Annotated in this window: 15 protein-coding genes; 2 read left to right on the forward strand and 13 right to left on the reverse strand. The window is 44.7% G+C overall.

The genetic code is table 11. The features are described 5' to 3' along the window. The 6 genes from LG211_RS05445 to LG211_RS05470 all read right to left on the reverse strand — a co-directional run bounded on the left by LG211_RS05445 (position 1) and on the right by LG211_RS05470 (position 6,489). Positions 1–1,206 carry a Na+/H+ antiporter NhaA gene (locus tag LG211_RS05445; RefSeq protein ID WP_148396089.1) on the reverse strand — a complete coding sequence of 402 codons (1,206 nt, stop codon included), beginning with the start codon at positions 1,204–1,206 and terminating at the stop codon, positions 1–3. 132 nt (positions 1,207–1,338) lie between these two features. Beyond that, complete coding sequence (locus LG211_RS05450; RefSeq protein WP_148396088.1) at positions 1,339–2,238, reverse strand: hypothetical protein; 900 nt, start codon at positions 2,236–2,238, stop codon at positions 1,339–1,341. After that, a complete protein-coding gene (locus LG211_RS05455) occupies positions 2,231–2,455 on the reverse strand; it encodes a helix-turn-helix domain-containing protein (RefSeq protein ID WP_148396087.1) in 225 nt (74 codons plus the stop codon). Before LG211_RS05455 ends, LG211_RS05450 begins: the two co-directional genes overlap by 8 nt. Positions 2,456–2,465: 10 nt before the next feature. Continuing rightward, positions 2,466–3,455, reverse strand: coding sequence for a hypothetical protein (locus tag LG211_RS05460; protein WP_148396086.1), 990 nt, complete (start codon positions 3,453–3,455; stop codon positions 2,466–2,468). Between the two features lie 335 nt (positions 3,456–3,790). Further along, complete coding sequence (locus tag LG211_RS05465; protein WP_269477110.1) at positions 3,791–5,089, reverse strand: Sapep family Mn(2+)-dependent dipeptidase; 1,299 nt, start codon at positions 5,087–5,089, stop codon at positions 3,791–3,793. 5 nt (positions 5,090–5,094) lie between these two features. Continuing rightward, complete coding sequence (locus LG211_RS05470) at positions 5,095–6,489, reverse strand: MFS transporter (protein ID WP_148396084.1); 1,395 nt, start codon at positions 6,487–6,489, stop codon at positions 5,095–5,097. A gap of 134 nt (positions 6,490–6,623) precedes the next feature. On the opposite strand from LG211_RS05470, the gene LG211_RS05475 reads away from it, so the two are divergent. Together LG211_RS05475 and LG211_RS05480 are read left to right on the forward strand one after the other, a co-directional pair. After that, the gene (locus LG211_RS05475) at positions 6,624–7,436 is read left to right on the forward strand and encodes a PAS domain-containing protein (RefSeq protein ID WP_253020432.1); all 813 of its coding nucleotides are present in this window, start codon (positions 6,624–6,626) and stop codon (positions 7,434–7,436) included. A gap of 67 nt (positions 7,437–7,503) precedes the next feature. Then, complete coding sequence (locus tag LG211_RS05480) at positions 7,504–8,349, forward strand: metallophosphoesterase (RefSeq protein ID WP_148396082.1); 846 nt, start codon at positions 7,504–7,506, stop codon at positions 8,347–8,349. A 754-nt stretch (positions 8,350–9,103) separates the two neighbouring features. Here LG211_RS05480 and LG211_RS05485 read toward each other — a convergent pair. Genes LG211_RS05485 through LG211_RS05515 form a run of 7 tightly spaced genes read right to left on the reverse strand, consistent with a single transcriptional unit; the run spans position 9,104 to position 22,148 of the window. Further along, a complete protein-coding gene (locus tag LG211_RS05485; protein WP_269477111.1) occupies positions 9,104–10,561 on the reverse strand; it encodes an LCP family protein in 1,458 nt (485 codons plus the stop codon). Positions 10,562–10,582: 21 nt separating this feature from the next. Beyond that, positions 10,583–11,677, reverse strand: a complete 1,095-nt coding sequence (gene wecB, locus LG211_RS05490) for a non-hydrolyzing UDP-N-acetylglucosamine 2-epimerase (RefSeq protein ID WP_253020434.1) — start codon at positions 11,675–11,677, stop codon at positions 10,583–10,585. 25 nt (positions 11,678–11,702) lie between these two features. After that, positions 11,703–12,485 carry a polysaccharide deacetylase WbmS family protein gene (locus LG211_RS05495; protein ID WP_148396079.1) on the reverse strand — a complete coding sequence of 261 codons (783 nt, stop codon included), beginning with the start codon at positions 12,483–12,485 and terminating at the stop codon, positions 11,703–11,705. A 26-nt stretch (positions 12,486–12,511) separates the two neighbouring features. Beyond that, a complete protein-coding gene (locus tag LG211_RS05500) occupies positions 12,512–12,919 on the reverse strand; it encodes a MaoC family dehydratase (protein WP_253020435.1) in 408 nt (135 codons plus the stop codon). Beyond that, positions 12,912–13,622 (reverse strand): N-acetyltransferase, encoded by a 711-nt coding sequence (locus LG211_RS05505; protein ID WP_269477112.1) that lies wholly within the window; start codon positions 13,620–13,622, stop codon positions 12,912–12,914. The genes LG211_RS05500 and LG211_RS05505 overlap by 8 nt, the downstream gene beginning before the upstream one ends. A 10-nt stretch (positions 13,623–13,632) precedes the next feature. Next, positions 13,633–17,424, reverse strand: a complete 3,792-nt coding sequence (locus tag LG211_RS05510) for a DUF6270 domain-containing protein (RefSeq protein WP_269477113.1) — start codon at positions 17,422–17,424, stop codon at positions 13,633–13,635. Next, on the reverse strand, positions 17,421–22,148 hold the full coding sequence (locus tag LG211_RS05515; RefSeq protein WP_269477114.1) for a methyltransferase domain-containing protein: 4,728 nt from the start codon (positions 22,146–22,148) through the stop codon (positions 17,421–17,423). Before LG211_RS05515 ends, LG211_RS05510 begins: the two co-directional genes overlap by 4 nt. Positions 22,149–22,154: the final 6 nt, after the last annotated feature.

Below are 22,154 nucleotides of genomic sequence, written 5' to 3' on the forward strand. Positions count from 1 at the left end.
TCATGATTCTCCGCACAGCCTTTCCAGGCGCCGGCCGGGTTCTCTTTGCCATCGCCCTACCTTGCAGATTCTGGCGACAATCGCTGCCGGAATCGCGGTCAAAAGGCTCAAAAGGGACCCCATCTTGGCCGCATCCGTCAGCTTTGAATCCATGAAGGCATTTTCTGAGACGAACAGGGCCACGGTCAGGCCGATGCCGCTGATAAAGCCCACTACGGCCACATCTTTAAAGCTCATGCCTTCCGGCAGGGCAGCCTTTAATTTTACAGCCAGCCAGGTGAACAGCATTACGCCTCCGCTCTTGCCTACGAGAAATGCGAGGAAAATAATCAGGCTTAAAGATGACAAGCTTCCCAGTTCTACCCCTGCGTTGGTAAAGCCAAAGAAAAACAGACCATAGTCGACCATGGCGCCGATCCTTTGTTCAAAGGTATGAAGGGCGGATTTTCCCTGGGTATGGTCCGGGCCATGTTCATCATTTTGATGTACGCTGGTTCCTGATTTGGGAAGAAAGGGAATAATGAACACAAGTGCCAGAGCCGGGTGAAGGCCCGATTGGTACATTCCCAGCCAGCTGATGGTTCCGCAAAGGAGAACATATGGTTCGAAGTAACGGACGCGCAGCTTTCGAAGCCCCAGAGCAAGGGCCATTGCCGCCAATACCAGCACCAGCCACAAAGGCTGAACGGAGCTGCCCGGTTCGGGGTAAAAAATGGCGATAATGACCAGGCCGATGGCATCGTCGGCTACTGCCAGGAGCAGCAGAAAGTTGACGGCAGGATGAAGCTTGCCGAAAATTACTCTGGCTGCCAGCCATGCCAGGGCAATATCCGTAGCCGTGCAGATTCCCCATCCCGAAGCGTAAGCGGTGTCGCCGGCCGCCCAGTTGATCAGCAGAAAGACTGCCGCCGGAAACAGCACGCCTCCCGCCGTGGCCATCAAGGGAGCGACGGCTTTTTTCAGTGGATTGAGCGAACCGCCTTTGGACAGGCTGTTGACGATTTCCACTCCCGCGATGGCAAAGAAAAACACCATGAAGATATCATTTACCAGCCAATGGAGACTAACGGTATCTCCCCACAGCGGCTCATGAATCACATGGTGGTATAGATTTGGAAACAGGTTGGCGCAAAGCATCGCGCACGCCACACCCAAGATCAATGGAATTGAAAATTCCCTGCATATGTTGTTCAGTTTTTCTCGCATCTTTAAATGTATTACCTCCCCGCTTACACTTTCTCACATTAAAGCAACAGTTAATTGTATACATTGTACAAGAAAATATTGGTCATTGTCAATATCGGATTATTCAGAATTTAATCTTTTTTCCCGGCAGCCCTATTTGGTGAAGATGAGTTCCTGGGGCTTGAGGATGCCTGACTTATGGGAAACGTAGCTGTAATGGGTGAGTTCCTCTCCATCCTCGCTCTTGCTCCAATCATAAATGCTGCGTTTCTTAATCTCTTTGCCTTTTTGGTCTTTGGCTGTCTCTTCTACGATCACATACTGGGTCTGAGGCTTTAGCTTGAGATGATACCCATCGTCTTTAAACTGAATTTCTGTGGTTTTCACCACCTGGTCACGGCCGTCCATCTCCTTTGCAGCCACGCTGAGGACAGGATCTTCTTCCTCAAAATTCACCTCGTAGGCGAAGGTTTTGGTAATGCGGCTGTTGTTTTCGGTTACAGTCCAGGAAGCTTCCCCGCCGAGGCTGCCTCCTAAAACTGCGTCGATCCCTGCGGTAGCCTGCTCTCCCAGGTAATAGCCTTTCTTGTCTTTGCGGATAAAACAGCAGAGGAATTCACTTTCAGATCCCCTTACAAAATGGACCGTTCCGCAGACGACATTTTTTTGTTCTTCCAGGTTTTCCGCTCCCGTTTGTTCATTTCCTTCCACCCGAAGCCCGCTGTCCGCCATGGCCTCGCTTTTAGTTACGCTTGCGGCGCCGTCCGCCTGCTGAACCAGCAGATATTCACCGTCAACTCCCTCAAAATTGAACAAGGTGCCGTCTCCGGTATTTTTCATCTGCGCGTAATTTTTGATGAAATCTCCTTGTTCATTGTACCGTTTTTTGTCCAGCGCTTCCTGCTGGGACCGGCGGATCACATAAACCCCACAGGCATGATCATCTGCGCTGTCCGCCTGCATGGTTTCGTCGGCCAGGCTGCATCCGCAGAGCGTCCCTGCGGCCAGGAGCAGCGTCAGCAGCAGAGCTGCCTTTATCCTTCTTTTATTCATTTTCTTCCTCCAGTCTTCCGTCACAGCTGAGGATTTCCCCCACATCACACTTTAAATAGCAGCAGATTTTATTCAGCGTTTCAAAACGCACCCCCTTTGCCTTGCCGCTGCGCAAAATGGACAGGTTGGCTTCTGTGATGCCGATCTGCCGCGCAAGCTGCTTGGAGGTCATTTTATTCCGTTTCAAAACTTCATCCAGATGGATCTGTATCGCCATTTCTGACTCCTTAAATGATGGATTGTTTGTCTTCGTACAAAGCATTGTGTTCCTGCATGTATCTTGCCAAGATCATAGCCGCCAGCGCCAGGATCATGGGCAGGAAGGGAAAGTCGATGGTGATTTCCACTTTGCTGATCCAGGTTCCCGCCAGCAGCTGGACTGCTCCGAGAAAAAGGCCGCAGATCACGGATGCGATGACCGTATTTCTGGCGTTTTGCGACAGCCGCCTGGTGTTTTCCACGATGGCTTCACTGTAGGGCTCACCGCTCATGCTGTCCAGGATCGCCACTGCGGCAAATATTGTTTTGAGGATAAACAGGACCGGAATCAATCGCAGCGCGGAAAGGCCGATGGCCAATGCTTCAGATATGGCTTGCCCGCCCATGTCCAGTCCCTCATATCCGTAAGCTGCGTTTGCCCCGGCGGACTGGGCCAGACAGGCAAAGACGGCTCCGTATACGGCGAGAAACGTGTAAAAGACCGCCAATGCCGTCAGAATCCCGCTCATCCATTTCATCAGACTTTCGGACTGCCTGCTCTCTATTTTGTGCATGAGCCGCAGGGCCAGATAGCCGATGAGGAAACTGTAAAGCAAAAGGGATAGGGTGACGCTGCCGGCTGTCTGCATGATGCTTTCCGGGATGGAAAACAGCAGGGTCATTCGCCCTGGGTTGATCATCATATAGAGCAGGAACAGCAGCCATATGCTCATGAAGGCCAGCAGAATGTCGGCAGCAGATGCCCGCTTTTTTATGCAGCGGCGCACCAGAAATCCGCATGGGATCAGGCAGATGACAAGGTAAAGGACGATTGCCGCCACGTTGCCTGCGTCTCCCGATAAAGAGATGGTTCTCAGGCCAGCGGCGATTTTGGTAAAGGGCCAGGCGACCGCTTCCAGTCCGTTTTGGACCCCTGCCCCGTAAATGAGCAGGAGCGCAGCAATCAGAGCAACGATCGCTGCTGCCGCGGTTAGTTTTTTTACACTTCTTTCATTCATAAACACACCTCTTAATTATTGTAAAACGATAATTATATGTTTAATATACTGCGGATATTATCGTTTGTCAATAATTTTTTGGGATTTATGGATGCAGATAAGCGGCCGGGTTGCAAAAAGCTAATCCTTTTTATTTTTTGTATCAAAATTACAGCCTGGCAAGGGCTGCTACTGTGGATTTTTGAGTGGAAAAGGCGCTTTTGATGAATTTTCACAGGTTTTGAGAAAATTAGCCTTTATATGTGTTGAAAACAGATACAGAAAACAAAAATTTTCCAGTTTTTATACCCGCATCAATGAGCCTGATGAGCGGGCCAGCCCCTGGCCCACACTCATCAAGCATTTGCCAGCTCATACATGGCCTGTGCCATGATGCGGGTGTTTTTCAGCAGATTGGGGATGGATATATATTCGTTTTTCTGATGGATCACATTGTCCTGTCCCGGAAAAATCGGGCCAAAGGCAACAATATTTTCCATCGTCTTGGCGTAGGTGCCGCCGCCGATGGCGATGGGCTCGGCCTCAGTCTGGGTCTGCTCCTGGTAAATCCTCTGGAGGGTCCGCACCAAAACGCTTTCCTCCGGCACATACAGCGGCTGTTCCAACCGTTCCAGCTTGGCATGAAGGCCAAAGGATGCTGCTTTTTCTTCCACCTTTTGAAAGGCTTCCTTGAAATCCATTCCGTAGGGATAGCGGCAGTCAAAGGAAACGGCAATGTGTCTTTCATCGCCTTTCAGGAGGCCGGCGTTGACTGTCACTGCGCCGAATTTTCCTTCATCCCGGCCGATGCCCAGATCATGGCCATCCGTTTGGCTTCCTGCGCAAGTATTGAAAAAGTCCACAAATGCCTTCAAATCTTCCGGGAGCTGATAATCCGCAAGCTGCTTCATCAACTTTGCAATGGCGTTTTCACCCTCCCAGGGCGTGCTGGCATGGGCCGATTTTCCCCGGGCTTCCAGCTGTTTTTCCGTTCCGTCTGCAAAGCGCAGTTTCGCTTTTGCAAGAGCCGGCACCTGATTTACTGCCTCTCCCGCCTGAGCTGCGACTAAAACGCCTGAGTCCAGCGGACATTCGATTCGAAAGCAAGCCAACCCTTTTTCGGAAAAAATAACCGGATAATCCGCATCGGGCGTAAAGCCCATGACAGGCAGTTCTTCCGTTTCTTTATAGCGGTCCACATCCTCATCTCCGTTTTCTTCATTGGTTCCGAAGATCAGGCGGATCCTGCGCTTCAAAGAAACACCGGATTCCTTGATCGCTTTCAGACCATACAGCGCGCCGATCATGGGTCCCTTATCATCCAGCGTTCCCCGGCCATAAATGCGGTCCCCGCAAAGCTCGCCTAAAGGATCATGATCCCAGCCCCCGCCCAGCGGCACAACATCCAGATGGCCGAGAATTCCAATCATTTCACTGCCCTCCCCATATTCGGCGTATCCGATCATATTGTCAAGATTGCAGGTACGAAACCCCATGGATTCCGCCAGATTAAGGGTATATTCCAGCGCTTCCCGGGGTCCTGGGCCGAAGGGCGCTTCAGGTCCTGCCGCTCCACGCACGCTGTTGATAGCCACGCACCCCAGCAAATCTTTGATCAAATCGTCTTTATATTCTTGTATTTTCGCTTCAAACATGAATATTAATTTCCTTTCTCAGTCTCTTTTTTCCCGCTCTTACGTTTGAGGGATATGAACACGCCGGCGGCGCAGATCCCCGCAAAGATCAGAAAAGCAGTATGCATGGTACGGATCAAAAGCTCCGGCTGGGCATCGGACAGAGCCTGGCTTCCCATGTATCTGGATACGATCACGGTTACGATAACCATGCTGGAAGTATGGCCAATAGAGCGCATGGTCGCCAGAATGGACGACGCTACCCCGTAATCCTTGGCTTCCACGCAGGCCATGACCGCATTGGTGTTGGGCGACGAAAAGAAAGCAAAGCCGATGCCCGTAATGACCAGCGCTCCGATGATGACCCACAGCGGCGTATTCATACCCACAAAGGCAAAAATCAACACGCCGGCGGCGCACAGACCCATGCCGAAGGAGGCCAGCTTAAAGGGCGATATGCGGTCGGACAGCCTGCCGGTATAGGGCGATAGGATGGCCATCAGGGCCGGCTGGGCAATAAGGATAAATCCGGCAGCCTGCGAGCTGTATCCCATGACCACCTGCAGGTAAATGGACATGAGATAGCCGATGGCAAAGGTCGCTCCGTAGTTGAGCAGCGCCGCCAGGTTTGAAAAGCTGTAAGCAAGGTTGCTCTTAAAGATCCGCACCTGCACGACCGGGTTTTTTATTTTCAGTTCATGGCGCACAAAGAAAACGCCCAGCAGCAGCCCGCAGGCCACCAGCGCGATGGGAAGCAGTTCCATTTTGAAATCGGATAGTCCGTACATGGTGAGGACGATCATTCCGATGTAAAGGAGATTTCCCAGAATGTCGTAGTCGGCCCCTTTGCTCTCGCAGCTGTCTTTTGGCAGCTTGCTCCAGGCAATGATCAAAACAACGAAACCGATGACCGCCGTCAAGGCGAAGATCGACCGCCATCCAAAATTGTGATTGAGAAAGCCGCCGATCACAGGTCCCGCCGAAAGCCCCACATACGTTGAAGCGATGGAGTAGCCCAGAACCTTGCCCCGATCCTTTCCCGGAAAAGCGCTGATGAGGACAGCCGTATTGGTGCTGAAGATCATGGCGCCGCCCAGCCCCTGTAAAATCCGCAGGCCGATCAGCATCCACATGGAAATGCCGAATACCGATGCGGTGGAGCTCAAGCTGAAAATCAGAATCCCGATCACCAGAATGCGCTTGCGGCAAGTCAGGTCAGCGATCCGCCCAAAGGGGACCGACAGAGCGGCCACTGTGAGCATATAGGCCGTCACCAGCCAGCCGACAAAGCTGGCGCTCACGTTGAAATGATGCCCCATATCAGGGATGGACAAGTTGAGCGCGCTGCCGGTAAATGTTGTAATAAACGCTGTAGTAATTACTACAAAGATTGTTGTCCTTTGTTCTTTTTCGTATTTCATAACCTTATTATCTGCCTTTTCCCATAAATATACTGTGTTTTTCTGCATTTTCTAATTATAACAAATCCTGGCTTAAATTGACAATGTTCGCTCCACACTTTATAATTAAGATTAGGGTGAGTGGAGGAAACGTTATGGACAAAAATATTTTCCATGATTTTGAAAATAACAGACAGTACACGGCTGAACTTTTAGATGGAATCACTTATGGAGTCAGCCTTTTCATGTTGTCCGACGAATTGAAGTTCCTTCATTTCAACCGGGCTGCCGACGACATGTTCGGATATGAAAAGGGCGGCCTTTTGGCTTTAACTTGTGATGATTCGCTGAGTATTTTTCACCCTGATTACGTAGATCGCCTTTACAGTCAGATCATCGCTACCATGCGAGACGGAAAATTATTTAATTATGACTGCCGCATCCTCTGCAAAGACGGAACTTATAAATGGACTAATCTATCTGCGGAACTGGTTCAGCAAAAAGAAGGCGGACGCCTTTATTTTTACTGTGTGCTTTCGCCCATCGAAGCGCCTCGTCATTCATTGTTGGAAGGGTGCCATTTCCTCGTTGCTGCCGGCGATTCCTGGGATCGCCATATTCTCACCGATCTGATCGAATCCATGGGCGGAACCTGTGAAACGTCTGTCAACGGGCTGGAGGCTTTGGACTTGTTCAGCGGTTCGGAGGAGGATCCATATTGCGCAATTTTTATCGGCTCCAAACTGACCGGAATGAACGGCTTTGAGCTTTCCAAGGAGATTCGCCATTCGGACCATCCGGCCGGAGGTGAAATTCCTCTGATCTTGTTGATTTCGGAGGACGATCAGGAAACGATCCCCGCCGCAGAGGAAATCGGGATCAATCTCTTTTTGCAAAAGCCTCTGGAGCAGGCGGCAATCCGTTCGTTTTTAAACCATCTGGCTCATTCTGTCTTTTCTCACACATAATTATAGCGCGTTTTTTTGTGACCAATTCCTCCCCTTCCGCATAAACTGCAGATAGGAGGGTTGAAGCATGAGCTATTTTTCGCGCCTTGACCGGGCGTTTTCCGACGTGCCCCATCTGCCTCTTTCCGATGAAACCAGATATGTTCTTGTCAGCGACTGTCATCGGGGAAACGGCACTTCCAATGATAATTTTCTCAAAAACCAGAATCTTTATTACGCTGCTTTGGAATATTATTTTCGAAAGGGCTATACCTACATAGAATTGGGCGACGGTGATGAGTTGTGGGAAAACCGCGATCTGCGGCAAATCATCCAAATCCACAGCCAGACCTTTGAGCTGCTCTTTCAGTTTTATCAGCAGGGGCGGCTTTATTTTTTATACGGCAATCACGATAAGGTGAACCAGCACCCGGCTCCTATCGGCTTTCCGGCAATCGAGCATTACTCCGGGCTCATCCTCCAGGATTCGGAAGGCGACGGCGATCTCTATCTGATTCACGGCCATCAGGCTGATTTTCTCAACTGCAATCTGTGGCGGCTCTCCCGCCTGATGGTGCGCTATTTGTGGAAACCGCTGGAGCATTTCGGCGTTTTGGATCCCACCAGCGCTGCCAAAAATAATCAGCGCAAGAACAAAACGGAAAAAAAGCTTTCTCTCTGGGCGGAAGAGCGGAGCCGCCTTCTCGTTTCGGGTCACACCCACAGGCCTCGCCTCGGGTCAAAGGATTCGCCTTATTTCAATACGGGCAGCTGCGTCCACCCTTACGGCGTCACCTCTATTGAGGTTACTGGGCGCTGTCTCACTTTGGTCAAGTGGTCCATGCGGACCCGGGAGGATATGAGCCTGTATGTGGCGCGGGAGGAACTTGCCGGGCCCGTGTGCATTGACATAATAAAAGAACAGGCAAAATAAAAAATTTTCGCCATTTCTATTCGAAACCGGCCTTTTAGCTGTCAATGTCCATAGAAAATTAGACTTTTGGAGTCAAAAAAGGGGAAAAAAGAGGAACCCTGGCTAGACGTCAAGGATTTTGGAGCGAGTTAGTGCAAACTTCTCCAGATGAGGCACGTAATATACAGCAAGCAAATAAGGCCCCTCCCAGCCGGAAGGAAAAATCTTTAATTTTTATATGGACAAGCATTACGATTTTGGCCATTTCGAATATAAATCAGCAAAAAAAGTGAAAATAGGACCGCTTTGCCGCGTTGGGCAGCACAGGCTGCGCCGGCTATCATAATGTTTATGAGAACGTTTTAAATTTGATAGTTTTCCAAGCCCCAGTTTGCTCAGAGCCTGGCGGCGCTGGCCGGGCCTGAAATGGTGTGGCCAGGATGATAAAAGGTCGGATTTCATTCTAATTGTCCTCCATACCGATACCTTCTTCCGGCCGCCTTCTGAAAAGAGACGGAAACGCGCCCGCTTATTGCGAAATCTGACCCTCTTCTATGCAGCCAACCGGTGCATCTTGGCAAATAGCCGTCAAACGATCAGATACCCAAAAAAAGCAGCTTCATTCTGATCGTGTCTCTCCGCAGCCCCGGATTGCCCGAATCTTGCAAACGGCCGCAAGGTTACTTCTGTCATGGGGCAGACAAAATGAAGAAACCTCTTTTCAATCAAATTTAGAGAGGTTTCTCCGTTTCGTTCCTTTGAGATTTAGATTCGGTTATTTTTCCAAAATAGCTTCAATCCGCTCCTGCGCCTCTTTCACAGATGCGTCATCCGGAATCACAACATAGAGCTGTCTGCTTCCCATGCTGTAAGTCGAATCATAGGTCCCTCTTCCGGTGATTGAGATACTTTCAATACTCCAGCCACCCAGATCCGAAAGCTGCATTCTAACGAGGGACGAGATGTCTTTCTGGTTTAGATTGGTCTGAATTTCATCTCCAACCGCATTCAACAGCTGGGTATATTTTGTTAAAATCACGCTGCTGCCTGTCACTTTTTCCAAGATTGCGCTTAACACACGCTGCTGGTTCTTAATCCGTTCCTGGTCGCCATCGGAAAAAGACTTTCTTTCTCTAGCAAAGAAAAGAGCCGCTTCGCCGTCCAGATGGTTCTCTCCCTCCTTATAAGAATACTCCGATACGGAAGACTTGAATGCGCGCGGTGAGGTTACGTCAATCCCACCGATGGCATCCACAATATCCTGCAGTGATGTAAAGTTAACCCGGATGTAGTAATTAATGTCCAGGTCCAGCCAGTCTTCAACTGTAGAAACAGTTTCGTCAATGCCATAAATCCCGGAATGGGTCAGTTTGTCCAGCTGCCCATAAGAATGGAGCGCTACATAAGTGTCCCGCGGAATGGAAGTAAGCAAAATTTGCTTTTTCTGCGGATTCACCGTCATAATCATATTCACGTCGCTTCGCGAAACCTTGCCGATTCCTCCATAGGTATCAATGCCGCTGATATAGACGTTAAACGGCTCTTTGGTTATCCCAACCCGCTTTGCTAGATCTTTATTCTGGATATCGATTTTAACCTGATGAATAATTCTAGTATTATCTTCAAATTCTTTTGCATATTCACAGATCATATCATAATTGCTGCTGCTGAGAAAAATGATCCGGTCATGTTCCTTATCTTTTCCATCAATCAAAGTTGTCTGCAGCTTCATATAACCGCCGACTTCTTTATAATTTACATCCGCCTCTTTTTTCAAGGTTTCCTGCGCTTCCTTATAGACCGAAGAATTACTCTCGTATGTAAAAACGGTCTGCCCCTTAATATCACTGAGTTTTTTATAATCGCCATGCTTCAGCGCCACTACATAAAAGGATTCATATTGTTTGTCCTCATCGCTCATATTGTGAAAGACCGCGTAGGTGGTAAACAAATAAAAGCACCCTATACCAAGAAGCAGAATCAGCAAAACGGATAAAACAGCGCCTGTCTTTCGCTGTTTCGTTCCTTCCTTTCTACTGTTTAACAATTTGAAAATCAAAGCGGTCAGTATGATCACAATCGCAAAGATCGCAATATTGGCCGCCATCGGCAGAATGTCCAGCACTGCCACAAGAGTCAGAAATACGATGTCCGCGATTAAAACAATCAGCTCCAGAATCAGCAGTCCGATTGAGTTTGGCAGGATATGTAGTTTTCGGTTATCGTTTTGCATGGTAGGTTCCTCTTTTCCTGATTAAATTGATTTCAGCACCTCTACGATTCTACGGCTGGCATTGCCATCCCCATAGGGGTTGCTCGCCTGACTCATTTTCTCATATTCAGCCCTGTCGTCCAGAAGCTGTCTGAAATTCCTGTAAATCGTTTCTTCCTCTGTTCCTACAAGGCGCAGGGTTCCGGCTTCGATACCTTCCGGCCGCTCTGTCGTATCCCGCATTACCAGCACGGGCTTTCCAAGAGACGGCGCTTCCTCCTGAACGCCGCCGCTGTCAGTCAGAATCATATAGGAGCGCGCCAGAAAGTTATGAAAATCAATGACCTCCATAGGTTCCGTCAGACGAATTCTGGCATTGTCTCCGAACACGTCCTGCGCCGTTTTTCGCACGACCGGATTCAGGTGTACCGGATAGATGACTTTTACATCCGGCGTTTCATCTACAATCCGTTTGATGGCCCGAAACATGCTGTAAAGATGCTCGCCCAGGTTTTCTCTCCGGTGGGCGGTTAGCATGATCAGGCGGCTGTCTTGGGCCCATGTCAGAAGCTCATGGTGGTATTCTTTCCTTACAGTTGTTTTCAGCGCGTCGATGCCTGTGTTTCCCGTAACATAAATGCGCGAATGATCTTTTCCTTCCCGAAGGAGGTTTTCTTTTGCTGCCAGAGTCGGGGCAAAGTGATAGTCGGCAATGATGCCGGTTGCCTGCCGGTTATATTCCTCCGGGAAGGGAGAGTAGAGGTTGTAGGTCCGCAGGCCTGCCTCAACGTGTCCCACCGCAATCTGCTGATAAAAGCAGGATAGAGCTGCTGCGAAGGTGGTTGTGGTGTCGCCGTGGACAAGAACCACATCCGGCTTTGCCAGCTCCAGTACTTCCTTCATCTTCATCAGTACGCTGTCCGTTACATCATAAAGGGTCTGCTTTTCTTTCATAATGGAAAGATCATAGTCCGGCGTGACTTCAAAAGCGTCCAGTACCATATCCAGCATCTGTCTGTGCTGGCCGGTAACGCAGACGATTGTTTCCAGTTCTTTTTCTTTTTTTAACTCGTTTACTAAGGGGCACATTTTGATCGCCTCTGGGCGCGTGCCGAAAATTAACATTATTTTTTTCATTGTTTTCTACTTTTTTTATTTTTTATTAAAGGGAAAGGATCCATTGGTAAATTTCTTCTAAAAAAGCCGTCTCTAAGTTGTTGACTGATATCGTCTCCATAATCTTGTCAATATAGTCTGCGATACCTTCCCCCTGATAAGAAAGTTTCTGTATCGCAGACTCGTCCATCTGATTCCATTCTGCTCTGGTCAGCCTGTCTTTAATTTCTCTTGTATATGAAAAATACGGCGTATTGAGCAGCAGGTGCATCGGATGGATATTGATCACCTTCAGCCCTGGCGACAGCAGCTGTTTTTTCATAAGGGAAAAGTCAAAGTCCTTTGAATAATATAAGAAAGCTCCGTCCTCCCAAAAGATCGGAAAACTGATGGTTTTTGAGCGATGAAGAAACGGCGGCACGATATCCATAAGGGTGCATACATTTGATTCGTAAAGAATGCCTCGTTTTGTAAGCTTGTCCATCGTGTCATTAACATCATAGTAACGATGCGCCCTGAAACAGTCCGCCTCCGGCACTAGTTTGAAACAATAATCAATTACCTCATCATAACTTCTTCCCTGGCTGCTTCCATGCATAAAGTTAGGATGAATGCCCAGCCTGATTGTTCCTTTTTCTGCGTATTCGTCCACTGCAGGGTTGGGGTTGGTCACAAATGCCGTAACTTTCACCTGATTCTCATCAAAGTATTCAAAGGCTTTACGAGCTGCATATTCTGACGCCCAATCCAAATCCGACGTGATGCAGATCATATTTTTGGTTTCTAAAATTTTTCTTGCTTTTTCGAGTTTATGTAATAATTCTTTCATCAAAACTTACCTGCTGCTCTCTCAAATTATAGTAAAAGCACCAATGCTTCTCCATCTAAAACACATTCCTCCAATTGGTTTATACAGTCAAATGCAACCAAACATTGGTTTTTTGCTGGTCGAACCTCTTTGATCTCACAGACGCATTGGATTTCGTCACCAATATAAACCGGTTTTTTGTAATTAATCCGTTCTGTTAATAAGATCGCCCCCTCTCCAGGCAGCTTATTGCCGATCACGTTGGAAACGAGAGCTTGGCAAAACAAGCCGTGTGCAATTCTTTCACCAAAAACCGTTTTTTCCGCATACTTAATATCCATATGAATCGGATTTCTATCTCCAGATAGATCCGCATAATCTTCGATTATCTGTTTTGTCACCTTTTGTTTAATAGCAGCTTTATCGCCAACACGAAAATTCCTGATATCACCCATGCCCCTGCTCCGTTACTCTTGCAGGGACTCCCATAACCGTTGAAGTCTCTGGCACATCTTTTGTCACAACAGCACCTGCGCCAACCACCGCATTCTTGCCAACGGTTACTCCTGGTAAGAGGGTGCTTCCTGACCCTATCTTGCACCCCTTTTTCAGCGTGATGATGGCCGCTTCACCTACTTCGCTTCCCTTTATCCTCATAGTATTATCGTTTGCAGAGCAGACCCCTACACCCACAAACACATCTTCCTCAACAACTGTCCGAGCGGTAATATGTGTCATATCCATTATTTTGGAATTTTCCTTTACTATGACATGATGGTTCGTTGTACATAGCCGCGCGATCAATGCATTGTCACCAATATCCCCATGCTCTCTTAGCTGCGCTCCGTCTCCAATTAGTACATTATTTCCCAGTCTGTTTGCCGCATATATCACTGCATTGCTTCCAATTACGCAGCTTGTCCCTATTTCCACCGGTTCGAAGTTGGATTCCAGTTTATGCACCAGGTTCCCGGCGCCTTTGGGCGGCCTGCCAATCACGGCGCCGTCAAAAATCTCTGTCCCGGCGCCAACCTTTGTCCCCGGATAGAGTATGACATTGTGGTGTATCACCACATCCTTGCCTATGACGCAGTCTTCTCCTATTTGCGCAGTTGCCGCAATATATGCAGTTTCGCTCTTTTCCATATTGTTTTGCATTGGTCTCTCCTCAGTGTTCTTTTATCATAATCCGCTTAAAGCTATACATTTGATTTTCACCTGAGCCTGTCATAATGTAGTAGCTTACTGTATAACTTCCGGCTTTTTTGAAATAATATGTAAATGTATTCAGATTTTCCGTTAATGTAACAAATTCATATACACCATTTCGATACACGTACCATTTTATTTTGTAGTTGAGAGAATACTCAATATCTACGATAAAGGTATATCCCTCCTCTTCAATTTTTTCTATATGTTGTCCTTTATAAATCAAATTTAAAAATGGATAATTAGAGGTGTCTAGGTAATGTTCTTTTAACTTCGAATCATATTTAATATAAGCTATCATTTTTTTGCATATTTCTTTTCCATTCCTTCTTAGTTTTCCTTTTACTAAGACATCATTTTCTGGCAGTTCCGAGATACATTTATCATTGTTTGAATACACCTTTTTATAAAAAATCAGCCCTGTATCTGCCCGGATCAGTTCATATTCATATTCGCAGCCTTCATCAATGCTCCTCTCCATATCATGAATCATGATCTGACGCTCTGAAATTTTCACTGCGACCGCATCCAAGTTTTTTCGTTTTCTTGCATCAAGCTTGATCTTATTTTCTCCAAACAGCAGACGATTGCTCTCTTCGTTGTAAACAAACTTATCATAGCTAATTTTTTCTATATATTTATCATGTGGATTATGATAAATACTCTTACCTTCTTTATCTTCAACCGTAATAACGGTTATAAAGTCCACATTGTCTCCCGAAATAGAGAAATGTAATGTTGTCGCAGCTGTCACCTCATTTTGCGCATAGGATAAATATCCTCCCTGTATTTCTCTATCTGCCATGTCTTCATTTTCTTCTCCCCGAATCTCTTCTAACATGCATTTTTGTTTCCCATATTGTTTGATTCGAACCATATATTCTGTATCTTTGATTTGCATCAAAACCTGTCTGTTGCTTTTATCCACAATTTTCATGTGTTCAGATAGGTGAAATATTTGCGTATAGGTATGCGTTCCTTTTGCCATGATGTTATCATATAGTACGGTTACATCATGAAGTGAGTAAAAATGCCGGTCTATTGAAACGCCCTCGTACATATCGTTATATCCGATAATGTGATCATATTGATCGGTCAGTTCGTAATCATAAATTCCGACTTTATACGCACTTTCATTTTCTGTAGAATAGGAATCACCGTCCACAATCACCGTATTATGCGCTTTTGCGGATTTGAAATAATCGCAATAAGCATTTCCTGAATTGTAGTTATAATAGCCAGTATCGGAAAAAATATCATACCCTCTTGAATACATTGCGAACGATAAATCATCCGCATGCTTATGTGTCCTGGAGCTGTAGCCTGATTTAAACATTTTCCATGTGGCATCTGTAAATCTTGTGCATAAATTGTGGTCCTGTTTGTAAAAATAATATCCAGATTTCGGATACATAATAGAAGCACGTTCTGGCTGCTTCCCTTCTTTTCCCTGCGTCGCAGAAAATAAGTAAGATTCGCTTCCAAGTTTTTTAGCGCGAATATCATACTTTCTACGGTTGTTATCTATGCTGGAATCCCCGGTATTTATCAGATTTCCAGAAGGCCTGCAAAGGTACGCGCAAAAATCGGCTGATGCCTTAATATTAGCCCGTACATAAGAGGAAAAATAATCCTTCATGTTTTCCAGAATGCCTGCAATATCATCTAACATATAGAGCAGCGCAATATGATATGCGGACGAATTTTCCACATGTACCTTTTCCTCATTGAAAGCAAATTCAATCTGCCTGCACAGTCTTTTTTTTGCGAGATCCGCTAAAGTTCTGTCATTAAGAAAATAAGCACAGTATAGTAAGGACTGATCTTGGAAAATACCGTGATTGTGATTTTGTGTATAATTAACCTCATCTGCAAGAAATTCACTGTGCTTTCTGACTAGGCCGCGAATAAATTCAGCAGTTGCCTCATCCATTATGCCGGCTTCTTCCGCTGTCAAAGCAAAATAGATAATCGTATTTACTCGCAAAGCACTGCCATGATCATGCCACACTATTGTATTTTCATTTGAACAGCTGCTCTCCTCATACTCAATCCAGCTCAATAGAAATTCATTCGCTGTTTTTAAATATGGCAGACTGTTTTTCAGTTGATATGCCCTTACCAATATTCCTATCATTCCCAGAGATTGCAGCCGTAACTGATAGGTTCCGGGGGATTGGGAAAAAACGATATTCCAGTCCAAGCCATCTCTGATATTGGGCGCTGATTGAAAGCTTTTATGTATATATAGATTGCCCTTTACAATTTCATCGGCCCACATCAGATTGGTTTTATCCTCTGGCAAAGCCATGTCACAGTTAAATTGATTTATCGTCATCCCAAACATCCCTTTTTCAGAAAAACCTACACGTACCCCTTTAGTCTTTATGATTTTTTTAAATCCTGAAATATCCCTCGCATATATCTGAAAGTAGTACGTACTTTCCGCATCGGACGGTATAAATGAAAAAGTTGGTTCAGGAGAAAACCCTTTGCTCTTATATATAAGATGTCTGTAATCGTTTTCAAATATATACCATGCATATTGGAGTGGGGCATAAGCATCAAAGGTGACATCCACTTTCATTGATATCGTATCGGTTATAAAGCTTACATGTTTTCTGTCCAAGTCGTCTATAGCAAGGCCTTGCACGATCCATTCATGTGAATTGGGAGACCGTTCAATTCTTCCGGCAATCCGGTTGACTCTTTTATTATCATCTGCGAATTTCACATACGCAATTAGCAGGTAACTTGTATCAATTTCTTCCGCCCTGTATTTAAAAGTATTGTCTTCAGACCAGGAACTGCTCTTGAATACATTTTCTATTTTATTTTCTTTTATTGTGTTCACATACCAGGAATATTGTGTCTTTCTCTTTAGTGGTTTAAAATGATTGATCGCTGTAATCATATTGCCGGCAAGTTTTATTTCAACGTCATCCGCAGAGAATTCATCCAGCTCTCTTTTATGAATTTGTTTATCTCCGCCCTCACTCAAAATCTCATTCAACCTATTCAAAGCTTCATAATAATAATCATCCTCATAATGCATGGGGGTTAGCCCCCATAAATGCTTTTCATTTATCAAAAACTCCCTTTCATTGAATAAATTCATTACATTTGCTCCTGGGATATAGTCATATAGCATTTTATACATATATCTCAGCATGCGGTTTTTCTGTTTTACGTCATTACAAATATGCTGCGGGAACTTTTTTAATTTTCCATCTTTAGATATATAGGTATCCCTCATATACGCTTCATGTATGATGATTTGCTCTTCTTTATAGCGTGATTTCAGTTCATGCGCAAATGACTTTATATAAGGTTCAATATCTTTCCCTTCAAAGGTATATCCCCATCCCACCGTTTTAGGAACTTTATCTAACAGCTCGAATCCGCGTCCTTCTAATAGTTGGCTGTTTACCAGTTCATTGGAGTAAGTCGCATATTTATCATTCAGCTTTGCAATTCGAAATCGTTCATCAATAAAATCAATCATTAAATAATCAGGTTCCCCACTCGCCACATCTGCGTATACATGTTTATTTAAATCACGTATAACGGTTTCTTTTTGTATCTTAGAATCGAGTAGAAGTTGATCGTCTTCTATTTCCCAACTATTCATCTGCAAATTTGATAATAAAGATGAGCGCGCAATATATACAGGGACTTCATATTCATTTTTTCGATCAAACCGAAAGATATCTCGTGATACACTACTCCCAAATATATTTATCCTTTTCATTTTATTTCCCTTTTTATCAGTTTCAGCTCGCTGTTTATTGTATATTCAAAAGAGCACTGACTCCTCACCCTCATCGCAGCCATTTCACTCATTTCCAGGAATTTTTCCGGGTTATGGTACAAATCCTCGATACCTTCAGCCATTTGCAAATAGTCTTCTTCTGGCGCGAGGATACCGCATGTTTCATCTACAAACTCCGGTATGGCAGCTACTGCATTTGTAACTGGAACAAGTCCGCTGGACATCGCTTCATCCCTTGATACACCTTGTGCATCCATTCTAGTTGGAACGATAAAAATTCCATTTTCTTTATGCAGTCGAGCAATATCGTCTTGATGCAAAAATTTGTTTTCAATCGTTACATTCTCAAATTGATCCAGTTCTTCCGTAAGTGGTTTGAATAAGTCTCCTCTGCCAATTATATGGAAGTTCAGATCTTTGAAGTATGCTTTTTCTGAAAGTTTCTTTATACACTCAACTGTCAGATCATTGGCATATTTCCTTGATCCAAATGGACGTATTGATAGAATATGTTTCCTCGCTTCCACGGACTTTGGTACATAGTTAAATAGTTCTGTATTTATGTAATTATGTATGATACTATACTGTTGTTCTGTCAGTTCTATTTTATAATCCTCAAAAATTTCATCCCTAAAGTATTTTGAAACAAAGACAAAATGAATGTTGTATCCACCAATATTTTTAAATGCATCTGTCCAAAACTGTACTCTATCTTGTGATAAAATTTTCGCTTGTGCCAGCTCTTCTTCCGTATTGTAATTAAATTCACGTCTCCACCACGGCTGTATTTCCGACCCATGACACCATACAATGATCCGGAGATGGTCTTTAAACTTGCTCAATACATTCCACATATTTCGGTCCAGAAAATGCACACACACTGTATCGATTTTGCCAGATGCAAGGACCATTTCCAGTTTATCCGTAAATCCAGTTACAACATCAATTCCTTCAAACTCTCTGTATCCCGCCTTATTTACCTCGTTGAAACAAAATACATCAACATTCAAGCCTCTTTTCTTGTACTCCTTTACCCTTTGATGCACAAAGGCATTTCTATATAAATCACCATACGCCGGATAAATATTCGTAAGAACCAGGGTATTTGATTTTGACAGGAACAGATTCTGACAATCGATTTGTGAACGATTTATTTTTATTCGGTTGACATTCGCAGTTCCCGATCCTTTTATCCGAAGCGCCAGCTTCATATATTTTGTTCCAACTGGTAACTCTATTTTTTTTGACAGACCGGAGCTTGCATATATGGTTTGTATTGCTTTCATGGACGCATCATGGCATATGATTGCCGCCATCACATCTAAGGTCGTATCTCCTTCAAAGATCAGCCATGCAGGAGCATCCATCTCAATATCATACCGAAGAACCTCTTTCGCATATATATACGTATGAGTATCTTCCGCAAGTTTCGAACGGATTTCAATGCCTCTCTCATTGTCGGAAAGTTCCACCTTTCCGCCATAAGTATCTGCTTTAAAAAATCTGGAAAGCTCTATCAGATAGCCCCTGTCCGCAGGATTGATCCGAATTTCTTCAGCTTCCCGCTCCAGGTCACGATACAAAATTCCTGCATCTGCAATTGAAATGTATGAATCCGTTTCTTCTGGCATCTCACTACAGGCTTCAACATAGTCAAACTCATGTACCGAAACCAGATTCAAATCTTCTCCGCAGATGATCCCATCGCTGTTATAGTCAAGGCATTGTGCCACCTTACTGGAAAATACCGCTCTTCTTGCATTCAATGCAGATACGAAGTGATATACGGGCTCATCAAGCATAAACCCACGTATTCCGTTATAATAGGAAGATTTTCCTATGGCATCATACTCCCCATATCTCAACATGAGCATCAAATCCAGCAGATAGTTCTCACCGTAATAATCCTGCGGATCAAAATAAGCGACAAACCCATCTGCTATGTGTTCTTTTATAAACTGTTCCAGATTCAGTTTGCCTGGCAGAATGTCCTTCCCATCAGCCTGACAGTCATATAAAGGCTCTATATGCAGGCTTATAGGTTCATAGCTCTGATTCTGGAACATCATCCGCACTTTATTAAGCTGGTCCTCATTCTGCACTTTACTTAGTACCGTCACATGTGGTAATTCCCGTTTCAAAGACACTCCAAATACCTTCTGTACAATGTAATCGAGTCTGTCTTCATACAAATGCTCCTGGGTCACTCTTCTATGCCCCTGCAGTCGATATCTGTGCATCTCCATTTCATCCGAGCAGTACGCATTCAAATAATTTGCCGCCTCATCCACGCTATCGGTAGCAATTGTCAGTTCTCCGAGCAGATTCCGCAATCCTCTCGAAAAATTACCTACCGAAACGGTATTGCTAGCCAAAAGTTCGAACACTCTCCTGGCAAACATCGTCTGAGTCCAAGTTCCGGAATTTGCATTGATATTATAAGCATAACCTTTATAGGCTTTATCGATCTCATCTGGTTCCAGAGAACCCAAAATAAATGGTTTGTAGTATTCGGGGAACTGGTGATCCGACTCAGGAGCGTTATAATTTCTATCATAGATGTCCAGTCCTTTTGTCCGCATCGCATAATGGGCAAGATTCTCAAAGCATTTTCTTCTCTCCGGATAGTTGGTATAATATGCCCCTGCAAAGCAAAAGCAGTCTTTCCGTTCCATCGTTTCAATGGGGTTATGTAATACAGGCTGAGCCGCAAAGTGGAGCAGATACACGCTGTCATGTCCCAGACTTCGTTTATACTGTGCAATACAGTCTACTTCTGTGGTAAAGACAACATCACACAGGCCCGCAGCAGCCATAAATGCTTCATTATGGCCCGGGTCTTCTTTGTTCCAGAAAATCACAGGAATCCTATTCTCATGACAATATTCGGTTAACGCACAAAACTGCGGCGCTGTTTTGACAACCATGCCGTACCACAGGCCTTTATTCCCATTCCATGCCGACTCTACAAACAGAAGATCCGGCTGGAATTGTTCCAGTTCTTCCTTCCAATTATCCGGGGTCAACTGCAGCAAATTGCATTCAGGTGAAAAACAGGAGAAGGTAAAGTCATCCATAATACATGCAGCTTTCAGTTCTTTCAGCGTTTTACATTCCGGACGAAGCTCAAAGCTTTTACGCTCTTTCACCTCCAAAGCTCCTGCCACAATAAAATCGCTGAAAAGCATGTCATACTTTATTTCCAGGTCTGATTGCTTTTGGTTTGTTTGGGACTGGTCTGACTGTTCCTCTATTGTAGAAAGATTCTGCACGGGCAAGTCAGCGTCAGCATGATCCCCCTGGGAAGCAATAGTGTCTTCACGCTTTTTTAATTGCCTTGCCCAGTTATACAGCTTGATACTTGGAAATCTTTCATAAGCAGCATTCTGCTTTCTCGCCTGATACAGCAGTGTATTGTACTCATTAAAACGCTTTTGCAGTTCTTCTTTTTCTTGGATCAATCTTTTTTTCTGCTGCGTCTGCTTCTCAAATTTTTCCTCTGATGCCTTTAGCTTTCTATTTCTTGTCTCAATCCCAGCTTTTGTAACTCTTAATTCCTCAGTCAGTTTTTCAATACTTGCAAAAGCTTCCTCCAGCTTCTCATTTAGAACATCCGTCGTTTCTGTTGTTTCAGTGTTCTCCGTATCCTCATCTGTCAATATAGCTGCAGCTTTCTGCACTTCCAGAGCTGTCCTTACATCTGACAATTCCTTTGCCATCAGACGAAGCCTTTTTTCAGCCCGCTCCAGTTCTTCATAAAGCCCCGCAAGCTTAACATCCTTTTCCTCTTTATCTTTGTTGAGGTCTTTTATATAAGTTCTTGCCGTTTCCAGTTCTTGATTCATGATCGAAAAAACTGCCTCCTTAGAAGCGCTTTCATTTTTATAACGCTCCGCTTCCCAAGACACTTTTTGTAATTTGGAGGCTAATTCGCTTACAGCTTCCGTTTTTTCGTCTAACTCAGAAGCCTTCTTTTTTAATTGTTCCACCTGTTGATTTGCTGCTGCCAGCTTTACTTTGATTTCATCATACTGCGATGCCAATTGATCAATCCGAATCTGTTTTCTGTTTTCCACGTAAAAAAAGCTATTCTCCAATTTTCGGACCAAATCACGATTAATGTCTATACTATTACCCTGGATTTTTTTATCTGCAGCAAAACCTATCCATCCGCCAAAAAAGCACACATCATTAACACAGATTCTTTCATTGATTTGATAAAACAGTTCTGTGAAATAATAGGTCCGCTTATGATCCGGGAACGGATTTATGCCAAAAGGAACGGTTACAATAAGTCTTCCGTTCTCTTTCAGGAGACTCATGGCTTTATCCAAAAATAGAATGGGATCAAAAACATGTTCTAAAAATTCGCCCATTATAATACAGTCAAACTTCTCTTCGAATTTGCAGTTAAGAAAATCATCACACAGAAACCTCACTGTTTCTTTCAATTCAGGATCTTCTTCAAGTTCTTTTTCTGCATACTGAATTCTGCTGATTTCACTATCAATTCCCAGCACCTTTTTTCCGCGGCGCCCCAGCAGAATCGATATGATTCCCTGTGAGCATCCAATATCAAGGATTGTTTCCCCTTGACTTTTTGCACAAATCCAGTCAATTCGTTTTCTTGCTTGTTCCATGACCTCTGTTCCCAGTTCACCTTTATAGCCTTCACTAATCCGATCAAAATATTTTGTTTCCATATGCGG

It is taken from the genome of Hominibacterium faecale (genome assembly GCF_020734085.1).
GTDB lineage: Bacteria > Bacillota > Clostridia > Peptostreptococcales > Anaerovoracaceae > Hominibacterium > Hominibacterium faecale.